The organism is Amycolatopsis sp. WAC 01416 (assembly GCF_003947485.1).
Classification (GTDB): Bacteria; Actinomycetota; Actinomycetes; order Mycobacteriales; family Pseudonocardiaceae; genus Amycolatopsis.
This window is the reverse complement of sequence record NZ_QHHX01000002.1, coordinates 162,852-178,433: the sequence shown is the minus strand read 5'-3', so window position 1 is coordinate 178,433 and position 15,582 is coordinate 162,852. Positions and strand designations below refer to the sequence as shown.

Annotated in this window: 1 protein-coding gene; it reads right to left on the bottom strand. The window is 73.5% G+C overall.

The window, feature by feature from the left end; genetic code table 11:
* Window positions 1–203: 203 nt before the first annotated feature.
* Window positions 204–15,560 carry a type I polyketide synthase gene (locus tag DL990_RS05190; RefSeq protein WP_125798049.1) on the bottom strand — a complete coding sequence of 5,119 codons (15,357 nt, stop codon included), beginning with the start codon at window positions 15,558–15,560 and terminating at the stop codon, window positions 204–206.
* Window positions 15,561–15,582 lie beyond the last annotated feature (22 nt).

Sequence of the window (15,582 nt, the reverse complement as noted above, 5' to 3'; positions counted from 1 at the left end):
GTGCTGGACGAAATCCAAGTCTTCGCAACAGCGGATGGAGTCTCTGTCCGGTCGCGTAGACGACGTCGTGGCCGACCGCACGTGCCGCAAGGGCCAACGGCAGCAACGGGAAAGTGTGACCGTACCCGGGAAGACTGGAGAAAACGACCTTCATGACATCGACCAATACATATCGGCATACCTCCGCACGCGCGGGTCTCCCATCATTCGGAGGGTTCTAGACATTCGATGAGATACCGGGTCAGCTCCCCCGGGGTCGGGTTGTTGAACACGGCGGCCGGGGTGAGCGCTGTGCCGGCGTGGCTGTTCAACCGCCGGGTCAGTTCGAGTGCCATCACGGAGTCCAGGCCGACCTCGAAGAAGCCACGATCCGGCTCGACCGGTTCGTCCGGGTTCAGCCCGAGGACGCGAATCAGCTGCGCCCGCACCAGGTCCAGCATGGTCTTCTCCCGGTCCGCACCGGTCCGGGCACTCAGGAGTTCCGTCCACCGGCCGGCGTTCTCCGCGCCGGCCTCCGCCCGGTACGCGGACCGCCGCCGTGACCGGACCAGCCCGCGCAGCAGGGGCGGGACCGGCTTGCCGGGCGCGGGCGCACCCCAAAGATCGGGCCTCCCGGGAACCGGGAACTGTTCGGCGGTGTCGATCGCCGCGGACAGCGCCGTCACAGCCGTGCCGTCCGCGGACTCCAGCATCGGGACGCGGGCGCCGCGGCGGATGGCGGCCGCCCGTGCGAGCCCGTCGGCGGCCCCCGTGGCCACCCGGTCGGCCGGTCCGGTGAGCTCGGCTGTCGTGGTGACCACGGCGAACAGGGCGAGGTCCTGATCCGCGACGAGCTCGGCCAAATGCCGCAGCGACGCTTCCCTTCCTTCGAGGACGGCGCCGAGCCGTTCCGGGTCCAGCTCCGCGAGCGCGGTGCGGTCGGCCATCCCGGCCGCGTGCACCACCCCGGTCAGCGGGTGTTCCGCCGAAATCCCGGACAGCAGCCGTCGTATCGCGTCCAGGTCGGTCACGTCGCAGGCCACGACGGTCGCGGACGCGCCGAGCTCGGCGAACTCGGCGACCAGGTCCGCCGCCCCTGGGGCATCCGGCCCGCGACGGCCCGCGAGGACCAGGTGCCGGACGCCGTGGTCGGCGATCAGCTGCCGGGCCACCCGGGAACCGGCCAGGCCCGTGCCGCCCACGATCAGGACCGTGCCCGCCGGGTCGAGCGGGCGGACCGCGGGTCCGGCTTCGGCGACGGGAACCAGCCGCGGGAGGTGGACGCGTCCGGCACGTACCGCCGCCTGCGCGACCCCGTCGGCCAGCACCGGGCCCAGACCGGCGTCCGGATCCTCGTCCGGATCGACGTCGACCAGTACGAACCGATCGGGGTACTCGGCCTGGACGGCGGCGATCATGCCCCGGACCGCCGCGGCGGCCGGATCGAGCATCGTGCCGGGCTCGATCGGGACCGCGTTCCTGGTCCGGACCGCCAGCCGGAGACCGGCCAGCGCGGGCTCGTCCAGCCAGGCCTGTGCGACGGCGAGCGCTCGACGGCAAGCCACCACGGGAGGCTCGCCGAGCGGCACGTCGAGGACCGCGACGGCGGTGATCACGGCGGACGGATCGTCGCCGAGGTCGAGTACTGCCTCGTCGCTGTTCACCGGAACGGTTCGCGGTGGGGCGGCGGCGGTCTCCCGGTCGAGCTCGGTCCACTCGATCCGCAGCGCGCCGTCCGGCGTGGCGAGCCGGGGCCGGGGCGCCGTCCGTGTCGCGATCCGGCCGGCGGTGAGCACCGGCCTGCCCGCCTCGTCGGCCGCGGTCAGCGCGGTTCCCTTCCCGGCCGGGCTCAGCCGCACGCGCAACGAAGTGGCGCCGGTCGCGTGCAATTCGACGTCGCGCCACAGTGTCGCGCTCCCAGGCGCCCGGTCCCCGTCCACCGCGCGGCTCGCGGCGTCCAGAAGCAGCGGATGAATGCCGAAGGCCGCGGCGTCCTCGCGGAACTCGTCGGGCAGGACCAGCTCCAGGAAGGTTTCCTCCCCTCGCCGCCAGACGCCACGGACGTCGTCTCGCGGGTCGGCCGGGGTCACCGGTTCGGCACCGGCCGGAGGCCAGACGGTGAGACCGGACTCCGCCGCGTCACCGCCGTCCGGGCTCGAGACGAGCAGACCGGTCGCGTTCAGGGTCCAGCCCGTCCGATCGCCACCGGCCGAGGCGGGCGCGGACCGCACGGTCACCGGCCGCCGACCGGTGGGATCCGTCCCACCGACGCAAACCTGCACCGACAGGGACACACCCCGGTCCAGCCACGCGGGCTCGATCACGTCGAGCTCCGCCACCGTGCCGCAATCCAGTTCGTCACCGGCCCGGATGGCCAGCTCGACCCAGACCGAAGCGGGTACTTCGACCGGGCCCGCGGCGCGGGCGAGCCACGGCTGCCGGTGCGCGGACAACCGCCCGACGGCGAGCACACCATCGGAATCCGGCAGGCCCGTCACCGTGGTCAGCAGCGGGTGCCCCGACTCCTCCGCCGACGGAACGGCGCCGGAGCCGCCACGCAGCCAGTACCGGCGACGTTCGAACGGATGGGTCGGCAGCTCACCGCACAACTCACGCCAAGCCGTGCCGTCGACGGGGACGGCCGCCGACCAGTCGACCGGCAACCCGAGCACGAACGCCTCGGCCATCGCGGTCAGCAGCCGGCGTGGGCCACCCTGGTCACGGCGCAGCGTGCCGATCACCCCGACCGGCCGTCCGGCGTCGGCGACGACATCGAGGATCGACGACACCAGCCCCGGATGCGGGGACACCTCGACGACGGCCCGCATGTCGGTGGTCACCGCACGGACGGCCGCTTCCAGCTCGACCGGTCGGCGCAGGTTCCGGAACCAGTAGCCCGCGTCGAGGACCTCGTCCGGGCCGATCCATCGGCTCTCGACCGTGGAGTAGAACCGGCACGAGCCGACGAGCCCGCGTGCCGGGCGCTCGCCGACCCCGTCGAGCTGGGCCAGCATCGGGCGCTCCACCTCGTCCACGAGGAAGGAGTGGGACGCGTAGTCCGCCCTCAGCCGGCGGCACCAGATCCCCTGCTCGGCGGCGAAGGCCTCAAGTCGTTCGATGGCACCGACTTCACCGGAGACGCCGACCATCGCCGGTCCGTTGACCGCGGCCAGCTCGAGCCTGCCCTCGTAGGCGGGCAGCAACTCCTCCGCCCGCGCACGGCTCACGCCCAGCACGAGCATTCCGCCGGTGGGTGGCAGCGCCGCGGCCAGCCGGGAGCGCACCACGCAGATCCACAGCGCGTCGTCCAACGAGAGCAGCCCGGCCACGCACGCCGCGGCGAGCTCGCCCTGTGACGACCCGATCACCACCTCGGGCGTGACACCGGCACTGGCCCAGAGCCGCGCCAGCCCGGTCATCAGCACGAACGCGGCAGGCTGGACCACATCGGTCCGGGAAAGGTCGTTGTCACCGCCGAGCGCTTCTTCCAGCGTCCAGTCACAGTCGTACTCGTCGAGCAGCTCCTGGCACCGGTGCACCCACTCCCGGAATTCCGCCGACCCGGCCAGCAGTTCACGACCCATACCGGCCCATCCGCCGCCCTGGCCTGGGAAGACGAACACCGCGCCGGTGCCCGGCCCGGAACGCCCGGTGACCACGCCCGGCTCGGTCTCGCCGTCGGCGAGAGCGCGCAGCTTCGCCATCAGTTCGACGTGGTCGGCCGCGAGCACGGTCGCCCGCTGCCGGTGCTTCGTCCGGCCGAACGCGAGCGCGGCGGCCAACTCGGGCAGCGGCGGCCGCTTGCCCTCGACGGCGTCCGCCAGCCGGGTCGCGACCGCGGCGAGACGTCCGGGATCGCCTGCCGACAAGACGAACGGCAGGAGTCCTCCCGTGCCGTTCCGTGCCGGTTCGGTCGCGGGGATCGGCGCCCGCCGGGGCGGCTCCTCGAGAATGAAGTGCGCGTTGGTGCCGCTGGCCCCGAAAGCGGACACCCCGGCGCGGCGTGGCCGGTCCTGGCGCGACGGCCACGGCCGGGCCTCGGTCAGCAGCCGGATGGTGTCACCGGACCAGTCGACCTCGGGGGTCGGCGTGTCCGCGTGCAAGGTCGCGGGCAACGTCTGGTGCCGGAACGCCAGCACCATCTTGATCACGCCGGTCACCCCGGCCGCCGCCTGGGTGTGGCCGACGTTGCTCTTCACCGATCCCAGCCACAGCGGCTCCGCCGTCTCGCGCTTCCCGTAGGTCGCTTGCAGGGCCTGTGCCTCGATCGGGTCGCCCAGCCGGGTGCCGGTGCCGTGCGCCTCGACGACGTCCACCTCGGAGGGCGCGAGCCCGGCGGCCGCGAGTGCCCGCTGGATGACCCGTTGCTGCGCGGGCCCGCTCGGGGCGGTCAGACCGTTCGAGGCGCCGTCCTGGTTGACCGCCGAGCCTCGGATCAAGGCGCCCACCGTGCTGCCCTGTGCCTCGGCGTCCGCCAGTCGCTGCAACAGCACCACGCCGGCACCCTCCGACCAGCTGGTCCCGTCCGCCGACGCGGCGAAGGGCTTGCATCGTCCGTCGACCGCCAGCCCGCCTGCCTTGGCGAACTCGACGAACGCGTTGGGCGTGGCCATGACCGTCACGCCGCCGACCACGGCGAGCGAGCATTCGCCGTCGCGCAGGGCCTGCATGGCCAGATGCATCGCGACCAAGGACGAGGAGCACGCGGTGTCGACGGAGATCGCCGGTCCGGTGAAGCCGTAGGCATAGGACACGCGGCCGGACGCCACCGAGAGCGCACCGCCGGTGACCCGGAGGCCGTCGGTCTGCGGGTCACCGCCGTCCATCCCGTAACCCTCGCCCATCACACCGACGAAGACACCGACCTCGGAACCCCGGTACGCGGCGGGGTCCAGCCCCGCGTCCTCGAAGGCCTCCCAAACGACCTCGAGCAGCAGCCGCTGCTGGGGGTCCATCGCCGTCGCCTCGCGCGGGGAGATACCGAAGAATCCGGCGTCGAACTCGGCCGCGTCGGTCAAGAAGCCGCCCGCCTCCACCGGGATGGTGGACAGGTCCCAGCCGCGGTCGGCAGGCACCGCGGAGAGTCCTTCCCCGCCCGCGGCCAGTAGGTCCCAGAACCCGCCAGGGCCACGGACACCGCCCGGCAGCCGGCAGCCGAGCCCGACCACGGCGATCGGATCGGTCCGGCTCGCCGCGACCCCGGCCTCGGCCGCCACCGGCGCGTCCCGGCCGGTGAGCCGCTCCCGGAGGAACCGGGCCAGCTCCACCGGCGTCGGGTAGTCGAAGACCAGCGTCGCGGGCATGGCGAAGCCGGCCGCCGTGCTGAGCCGGTTACGCAGTTCGACCGCGCCGAGCGAGTCCATCCCGGCGGACTGGAACGGCGCGTCCGGCGCGATCTCGTCGGCCGAGGCGTACCCCAGTATCAGCGCGACCCTGGCCCGGACCAGGGACAGCAGAGTGCGCTCCTGCTCCGCGACCGACCGGCCTGCCAGCGAGCCCGCGAGGTCACCGCCGGTCGACGGCCTGCCCGCCTGGCGGCGGACGCGCACCAGGTCACGCAGCAACGGCTGGACCGGTCCGCCGGTGGCGGCGTCGGCCCGCGCGGCGGCGAGGTCGAGCTTGATCGGCACGAGATGGGCCTCACCGCTGTCCACGGCGGCGTCGAAGAGCGCGAGTCCCTCTTCGTGGCGCAGCGGCGACACACCGCCGCGGCGCATCCGGGCCCGGTCCGCGTCACCGAGGTCGCCGGTGATGCCGCCATCCTGAGCCCACAGGCCCCAGGACAGGGACACGCCGTTCCGGCCGTTCGCGCGCCGGATCTCCATCAGGCCGTCCAGGTAGGCGTTGGCGGCGGCGTAGTTGGCCTGCCCGGCCGAGCCGAGCAGCCCGGCGGCGGACGAAAACGTCACGAACGCGGCGAGGTCGTGGTCGCGGGTCAGCTCCTCCAGATGACGGGCGGCGTCCGCTTTCGGTCGCAGCACGGCGCCGAGCCGATCCGGCGTCATCGCGTCGACCAGCCCGTCGTCCAGCACGCCGGCGGTGTGCACGACCGCGGTCAGCGGATGCTCCGGCGGGATCGCGGCGAGCAACGCCGCCACCGCGCCCCGGTCCGCGACGTCACAGCCGACCACGGAGGTCTCGGCACCGAGTTCGGACAGCTCGGCCACCAGCGCCTCGGCGCCGTCGGCCGCCATTCCGCGCCTGCTGACCAGCAGCAGCCGCCGGACCCCGCGGGTCCGCACCAGGTGGAGCGCGACGAGAGCGCCGAGGGACCCGGTGCCACCGGTGATCAGCACCGTCCCGTCCGGGTTCCACGAGGCGGGCTCCGCGGCCAGTGCCCCGGCCGCCGCGAGGCGGGGCACCCGGAAACCGCCATCCCGGGCCGCGAGCTGTGGTTCGTCGACGGCCAGCGCCGTACCGAGGACCGGTCCGGCGTCGAGGCCCGGCTCCACGTCGAGCAGCAGCACACCGGGCATCTCGGCCTGTGCCGCCCGGACAAGGCCCCATACGGCGGCGCCGGTCGCGTCGGTGACGCCGTCGACGGCACCCTCGGTCCGCACGACGAGCCGGAGGTCCTCGGGGGCATGGCGTTGCCAGGCCTGGAGCACGGCGAGAACGTCGGCGAGGACGGCCGCCGGATTCGACGTGCCCGCCGGCACGTCGTACACGGCGGCCGTCAGCCGAGCGGGCTCGGCGACGACCGCGGCCAAACCGTCAGCGCTGGTGATATCGGCGGTCGCGGGCAGAGCGGAAGGGACCTCGGGGGTGGCGACGGGCTGCCAGACCACCCGGTACATGGCGTCGGTCGCGGACCGGGCGCCCACGTCGTCCTGGCTGACCTGCGTCGCGCCCACCGACCGAGCGGACACGACCTGCCCACCGGTCTCGTCGGTCGCCTCGAGACTCCAGTGATGGTGGTCCAGCCGGGCGAGACGCGCCCGCAGCCGGCGTGCCCCGGTGGCGTGCAGCACCACCGACTCCCATCGCGTCGCCAGCGAACCGGGGTCGAGCACCGCACCGGTCACCGCGTCGAGCAGGGCCGGGTCGAGGCCGAACGGGGCGGGCTCCTCCTCGTCGGCGAGCGCGACCTCCACGAAGGTGTCCTCGCCGCGACGCCACAGCCCGAGCAGCTCCGAGCGTCCGACGGTCTCCGTGCCGGTCACGACCCGCTCGGCGCCGGACGGCGGCCATTGCCGCACCGGCTCGTTGTCGATGACGGCGCCGGATTCCAGCGTGCCACCGGCGTACCGGACCCAAGTCCCCTCGGCGTCCCGCGCGCCGAAGACGCTGAACGGGCGGCTGCCGCCGTCCTCGGCTCCGACCACGATCTCCAGCCGGACGGTCGTCTCCGGCTGGATCGCGAGCGGTGCCTCCAGCACCAGGTTTCCCAGTACGCCGCAGCCGAGTTCGTCACCCACCCGCACGGCGAGATCGACGAACGCGGCGGCGGGCAGGATCGCCACGTCGTGCAGCCGGTGCCCGGCGAGCCAGGGATGGGTCGTGAGCGACAGCATGGCCGTGCCGATCAGGCCACCGGTGTCCGGAACGGGCACGATCGCCGACAACAGCGGGTGCTCGACCTCGACCTGCCCCAGATCGGCCGCGTTCACCGCGCCGCGCGCCGAGGTCAGCCAGTAGTGCCGCCGGTCGAACGCATACGTCGGCAAAGGCACCTTGGGGGTGCCTGGGACGTCTTCGGGGACGAGCGGCTGCCAGTCCATCGGCACTCCCCGCACGAACAGCGCGGCCAGCGAACCGATCACGGTGTCCGGCTCGGCCTGTCCGTCCCGGAGCGCGGGCACGCACAGCGGTTCGTACCCGGACCGCGCCGCCGTCTCCAGGATCGGCGAGGACAGGGCGGCCCCCGGCCCGAGTTCGACGAACAGCCGTCCACCCCGGTCCAGCGCGGCGCGGACGCCGTCGGCGAAGCGCACGGTGCGCCGGACGTGGTCGACCCAGTGGCCGGGGTCCGTCAGGTCGGCTCCGTCGTAGGCGACCACCGGGATCCGGGCCTGCCGCCAGACCACGTCCGCGATCGCGGACCGGAACTCGTCGAGCATCGGGTCCATCCGCGCCGAGTGGAACGCGTGGGACACCGAGAGCCGGTGCACCTTGCGGCCCTGTTCTCGCAGCATCCGCACGGCGGCGTCCACCGCGTCCTCGTCACCGGACAGCACGGCCGACGCGGGATCGTTCACCGCGGCGAGGGAAACCCTCCCGTTGAGGAACGGCCGGAGCTCCTCCTCCGTCGCGGCCACCGCGGCCATCGCCCCACCGGCGGGAAGCGCCTGCATGAGACGGCCACGGGCGGCCACCATGGTCGCCGCGTCGTCGAGCGACAGCATGCCGGCGGCGTGCGCCGCGGTGATCTCGCCGATCGAGTGCCCGAGCAGCAAAGCGGGCCGTACGCCCCAGGACTCGACGAGCCGGAACAGCGCGGTCTCGACCGCGAACAGCGCCGCCTGGGTGTAGACGGTCTGGTTCAACGCGGCCGCCTCGGTACTGCCGGTCCGCGCGAAGACGACGTCCCGGACGGGCCGGTCCACGGCGCCGGCCAGCCGTTCGTCCAGCTTCGCGCACGCGTCGTCGAAGGCGGTGGCGTAGACCGGGAACCTCTCGTAGAGGGCACGGCCCATCTCCGCCCGCTGCGCCCCCTGTCCAGGGAACACGAACACCACCGACGCCCCGGCACCGGCGGAGACGGCACCCAGCGCGGTGCCCGGACCGGTCTCGCCGACGGCGACCGTGTCCAGACCGGCGAGCAGCGTGTCGCGGTCGGCCGCGGCGACGACCGCCCGATGCGGGAGCAGCGCGCGGTCGGCGATGAGCGTCCTGGCCGCACCCGGAAGCGGCACTCCCCGCTCCACGGCGGTCCGCAGGCGTCCCACCTGGCCATCGAGGGCCGCCGCGCTCTGCGCGGACAGGACGAACGGCAGCACCACCGGCTCGGCGTCCCCGTCCTCTTCCGGCGCCGCCGGTTCGGGGACCTGTTCCAGGATCAGGTGGGCGTTGGTACCGCTGATCCCGAACGACGAGATCCCGGCGCGCCGCGGCCGGTCGACCTCGGGCCAGTCCCGGCCCTCGGTCAGCAGTGTCACGGCGCCTTCGGACCAGTCGACGTGGGGGGTGGGTTCGTCGACGAAGAGCGTGGGCGGCAACTGCCCGTGCCGGATCGCCTCCACCATCTTGATCACCGCCGCGACACCGGCCGCCGCCTGGGTGTGGCCGAGGTTGGACTTCACCGAGCCGAGCCACAGCGGTCGCTCGGCCGGACGGCCGTGACCGTAGGTCGCGATGATGGCCTGCGCCTCGCTCGGATCACCGAGCGTGGTGCCGGTGCCGTGTGCCTCCACGGCGTCGACCTCGTCCGGGCCGATACCGGACGCGGCGAGAGCGGCCCGGATGACCCGTTGCTGGGCCAGGCTGTTGGGGGCGGTGAGGCCGTTGGACGCGCCGTCCTGGTTGATCGCGGAACCGCGGACGATGGCGAGCGGCCGATGTCCCTTGCGTCGCGCGGTGGACAGGCGTTCCAGCACGACGACGCCGACCCCTTCGGACAACACGGTGCCGTCGGCCGCCGCCGAGAACGCCTTGCAGCGGCCGTCGGCGGCCAGTCCCCGTGCCCGCGAGAACCCGGTCAGGCCGACCGGGGAACCCATGACGGCGACCCCGCCGGCGAGCGCGGTCTCGCATTCGTCCTGGCGTAGTGCGTTCGCCGCCAGGTGGATCGCCACCAGAGAGGACGAGCACGCGGTATCGACCGTCATGGCCGGACCCTCGAGACCGAACACGTACGACACCCGGCCGGAGGCGACGCTGCCGGCCGTCGCCGTGGTGGTGAAACCCTCGAACTCGGCCGGTACGCGCGCCAGGTCGCCGAGGTAGTCGTGGATGGACATGCCGGTGTAGACGCCGACGGACTCGCCGCGCAGCGACGACGGATCGACACCGGCGGCCTCGAGCGCCTCCCACGTGGTTTCGAGCAGCAGCCGTTGCTGAGGGTCCATCGCGGTCGCCTCGCGCGGCGAGATGCCGAAGAGCGCCGCGTCGAAGTAACCGGCGTCGTGCAGGAAGCCGCCCTGCCGGGCGTAGGTGGTACCGGCCTGATCGGGATCGGTACCGAGGAGGCGGTCCACCTCCCAGCCGCGGTCGGACGGCAGCGGGGACATACCGTCCCTGCCTTCGGCCACGAGGTCCCAGAACTCGGCGGGCGTGGTGACCCCGCCCGGCAGACGGCACGCCATCCCGACGATCACCACGGGATCGTCGGCGGCCGGGAGCGGACGTTCCGCGGCCCGTGGCGCGGGCACCGCGGCGTCGTCGACCGGCCCCCGCACCTTCTCGATCAGGTGGGCGGCCAGCTGCCGCGGGGTCGGGTAGTCGAAGATCAGCGTGGCCGGGAGCTTGACCGCGGCCGACGCGGTCAGCCGGTTGCGCAGCTCGACCGCGGTCAACGAGTCGAAGCCGATCTCGCCGAAGCGGCTGTCGTCGGAGGAATCGTCGAGGTCGGCGATGCCGAGCACGGTCGCGACCTCGGTGCGTACGAGCGCGAGAACCAGTTCGTCCCGCTCCTCGGCGGTGAGCCCGGTGAGCCGCCTGCCCAGCGCGCCCCCTTGCTCGCCGTCAGCCGCCCGCGCGGTCCGCCCCCGCGGCCGGACCAGCGACCGGAACAGTGCCGGAACGGTGCCGTCGGCACCCGCCTCGGCCCGGACCGCGCCGAGGTCGAGACCGATCGGCACCAGCAACGGGGCGCCGGCGCGGATGCCGGCGTCGAAACTGGCGAGCGCCTCGGCGGCGGGCATCGGCCGGACGCCGCCCCGGCTCATCCGGGTCCGGTCGACGTCGGCCAGCCTGCCGGTCATCCCGGTCGCCGGACTCCACAGTCCCCATGCCAGCGCCACTGCGGGCAGGCCACCGGCAGCGCGCGCGGACACGACCGCTTCGGCGTACGCGTTCGCGGCCGCGTAGTTGCCCTGGCCCGCGGAGCCGAAGACGCTCGCGGCCGAGGAGAACACGGTGAAGACCTCGGGCGGGTCGTCGCGGGTCAGTTCGTCCAGCAGCCGCAGTGCCGTCGCCTTCGGTGCGAACACCCGCGCCAGGCGGTGCGGGTCGAGGCCGGTGATGACGGCGTCGTCCAGCACCCCTGCCGCGTGGATGACGCCGGTCAACCGGTGCTCGGCCGGGATCGCGGCGAGCAGCGCGGCGAGCGCGTCCCGGTCGGTCACATCGCACGCGGCCACCTCGACCGACGCGCCGAGGCCGCCCAGTTCGGCCACCAGTTCGGCCATCCCGTCGGCGGCCATGCCGCGCCGACCCGCCAGAACCAGCCGCCGCACGCCGTGCTCGCTCACCAGATGCCGGGCCAGCAGCGCGCCGAGCACGCCGGTCCCGCCGGTGATCAGCACGGTGCCGTCGTCGGTGAATCCGCTCCCGGGCTCGCCGGTGAGGACGGCGCGGCCCAGCCGCGGGGCCAGTACGACGTCTCCGCGCACCGCGACCTGGGGCTCGTCGGCGGCGAGACCCGCGGCGATCGACCCGTCGCGGTCCCCGCCCGGCTCCACGTCGACCAGGAGGAGGCGGCCAGGGTGCTCGGCCTGCGCCGAGCGCACCAGTCCCCAGACCGCGGCACCCGCCGGATCCACGACCGGAACCGACGCCGGAACCGCGCCGTGGGTCACCACCACCAGCGGCACCGAGGCGAGCACCGGCTCCTCCAGCCAAGCCTGCACCACTTCGAGCACCCGGCCCAGCGCCGGCAGCGGCTCGGCCCCGGGTACGACGTCCAGGACGGCGATGTCCGGGAAGGGGTCGCCGAGCTCCTCGGCCATCGCCAGCCGCACCACATCGCCGGAGTCGTCGACGACGACCCGGTGCCCCGGCGCCGTGGCAGGCCGCGTCGAGGGCAGCGGCGTCCAGTCGACCTGCCAGAGCGAATCCGGCGTCCGGCCGCCCTGCCGCCCGTTCAGATCCGTGATCGGGAGCGAGACCAGTGATTCCATGGACAGCACCGGCGCACCGGTCCCGTCCGCGGCGTCGAACGACAACGCGTCCGGCCCGCACGGCGCGACCCGCACGCGCAGCGCGACGGCACCACCGGCGTGCAGCCGGACACCGTTCCAGGCGAACGGCAGGACGTTGCGGTCGTCCGCCCGCCGGTGGAAGGCGTTCGCGTGCAAGGCGGCGTCGAAGAGCGCCGGGTGGATGCCGAACCGGTCCACGTCGTCCCGATGGTCGGCGGGCAGCGCCGCCTCGGCGAAGATCTCCTCACCACGCCGCCACACGGCGGTCAGCCCGGCGAAAGCCGACCCGTACTGGTACCCGCGGTCGGCGAGACGCTCGTAGAAGTCGTCGACCGGCTCGGGAACGGCGCCCGCGGGCGGCCACTGAGCGAAGTCGAAGCTGCCCGGCGGCTGGTCATCCGCGTCGGACAGCAGACCGGCGGCGTGCCGGGTCCACTCACCGTCGGCGTGGGAGCTGTGCACCTCCACCCGCCGTCGACCGGAGGCGTCCGGCGCGCCGACGGCGACCTGCAGGCTGACCGCCGCGTCCGCCGCGAGCACCAGCGGCGCCTCGATCACCAGCTCGTCGAGCACGCCGTAGCCGAGCTCGTCACCGACCTGGATCGCCAGGTCGACGTAGGCGGTGCCGGGTACGAGCACGTTGTCCTGGATACGGTGCCCGGCCAGCCACGGATGGGTCGCCAGTGACAACCGGGAGGTGCAGACCACGCCGTTGGTCTGCGGAAGTTCCACCACCGCACCCAGCAGCGGGTGGCCGCTGGTCACCTGACCGAGCGATTCGGCGCCCGCCGCGGTGGTCGGCATGGTGATCCAGTACCGCTGGTGGTCGAAGGGGTAGGTGGGTAGTTCGACCCGTGCCGCTCCGGCGTTCTCGGGCAGCAGGGCCTGCCAGTCCACCGGCACGCCACGGACGAAGACCTCGGCCGCCGAGGTGGCCAGCCGGGCGGGTCCGTCCTCGTCCCGACGGAGCGACCCGACCGCGAGCACGTCCGCGTCCAGCTCCGCCGCGGTGCCGGTGATCGACGGCAGCAGTACCGGATGGGCGCCGAGCTCGATGAAGACCCGGTGGTCCTCGGCGATCAGCTCGCGGACGGCCGGTTCGAACAGAACCGGTTGACGCAGGTTGCGATACCAGTAGCCGGCGTCGAACGGGCCGTCGTCCCGGCGGCCGGGCTCGACCGTCGAATAGAACGGGACGCGCGTCGTCGTGGAGGTGACCGCGGCGAGATCGGCCAGCAGGGCGGATCGCACACTTTCCACATAGTGGCTGTGCGAGGCGTAGTCGACCGGCACCCGGCGGAACCGGACGTCGCTGTCCGCCAGTCGCGCGGCGAGCTCGTCCAGCGCGGCGCCCTCGCCGGCGATCACCACGGACGACGGCCCGTTGAGCGCCGCCACCTGCAGGCGTTCCCCCCACGGCTCGATCAGGGCGCGTACCGCGTCCTCGGCCAGTCCGATCGATGCCATCCCGCCCCCGGCGGGCAGCAGCTCGGCGATCAGCTGGCTGCGCAACGCCACCACCCTGGCGGCGTCGGGCAGCGAGAGCGCGCCCGAGACGCACGCCGCCGCGATCTCACCCTGCGAGTGTCCGACGACCGCGTCCGGGACCACGCCGAGCGATTCCCAGACCGCCGCCATGCCGAGCATCATCGCGAAGCACACCGGCTGCACGACGTCGACGCGTTCGAGGTCCTCGGGGGCCTCTCCGCGCAGGACGTCGGCCACGGACCAGTCGACCCAGGGTTCGAGCGCCTTCTGGCACTCGGCGATCCGGGCGGCGAAGACCGGCGAGGTGTCCAGGAGCCGACGACCCATGCCGAGCCACTGGGTGCCCTGGCCGGGGAAGACGAAGACGACCTTGCCCGGCCCACTCGTAGCCGCCGACCCGGTGATCACTCTGTGCCCGGTCCGGCCATCGGCCAGCGAAGTGAGCCCCGCGCGCAGCTCCTCCCGGGTCTGGGCGACCACCACCGCCCGGTGGCTTTGGACCGCGCGTCCGGTCGCCAGCGCATGGGCGAGGTCGCCGAGCGCGATGCTCTCGTCGCTCTGGTCCAAGGTGTCCGTGAGCCGACGGCCGAGGTTGGCCAGCGCGGTCGGGGTCTTGGCCGAGACGACGAACGGAAGTGCCGTCTCCGGCGCGACGCCGTCGGCCTGCTCGCCCGGCTCGAGCTCCGGCGGAACCTCCTCCATGATCATGTGGACGTTGGTCCCGCTGGCACCGAACGAGGAGATGCCGGAGCGGGCAGGCCGTCCGGTGTCGGGCCACTCGCGGCCCTCGGTCAGCAGCTCGACGGTGCCGGGCGACCAGTCGACCTGCGGGGTCGGCGCGTCGACGTGCAGTGTGGCGGGCAGGTACCGGTTACGCAGCGCCAGCACGGTCTTGATCACCGCCGCGACGCCGGAGGCACCCTGAGTGTGGCCGAGGACCGACTTGACCGAGCCGAGCAGCAGGGGCTGCTCCGGACTACGTCCCCGGCCGTAGGTCGCCAGCAGCGCCTGCGCCTCGATCGGGTCGCCGAGCGTCGTCCCCGTTCCGTGCGCCTCGACGGCGTCGACCTCGTCCGCGGACAGCCCGGCGGCGTCCAGCGCGGCGCGGATGACCCGCTGCTGCGCGGGCCCGTTCGGGGCCGTGAGGCCGTTGGAGGCGCCGTCCTGGTTGACCGCGGAGCCTCGGATCACGGCGAGTACCTGATGTCCGTTCCGCCTGGCGTCGGAGAGGCGTTCGAGCAGCACCACGCCGACCCCCTCGGCCCAGCTGCTGCCGTCCGCCGCGGCGGCGAAGGACTTGCACCGGCCGTCGCGAGCGAGGCCGCGCTGCCTGGCGAACCCGACGAAGCCGCCAGGCGTCGCCATCACGGTCGAACCCCCGGCGAGCGCCATCGTGCACTCGCCCCGGCGCAGCGCCTGGCTCGCCAGATGGATCGCGACCAGGGACGACGAGCACATCGTGTCGACCGTGACCGCGGCCCCCTCGAGCCCGAGGCAGTACGCGACCCGGCCGGACGTGATACCGCCGGCACTGCCCAGCGCGCGCTCGAGGCTGAGGAAACCCTCCGCACCCGCGACGTCGGGCGCGTAGTCCTGATGCACGATCCCCGCGTAGACGCCGGTGGGGGTGCCGCGAAGGCTGTCCGGATCGATCCCCGCCCGCTCGATCGTCTCCCAGCAGACCTCGAGCAGCTGCCGCTGCTGCGGGTCCATCGCGGTCGCCTCTTGCGGTGAGATCCCGAAGAAGCGGGCGTCGAACTCGGCGGCGTCGTGCAGGAACGCGCCCTGGTCGACGTAGGTCGTACCCGGGGTGTCCGGGTCCGGGTCGTACAGGTTGGCCAGGTCCCAGCCCCGGTCGCCGGGGAACGGCGTGTAGACGTCGACGCCTTCGGACACCACCCGCCAGAAATCCTCCGGCCCCGCGATGCCCCCGGCGAAGCGGCATCCCATCGAGACCACCGCGATCGGCTCGGAGGCCTCGGCGAGCAGCTGGCTGTTCCGCTGCTTCAGCCGGGCCGTTTCCTTGACCGACTCGCGCAGCGCCCGGATGAGATCTTGCTCGGAGGTACTCACATCGGTCAACGCTAGGGGCGAG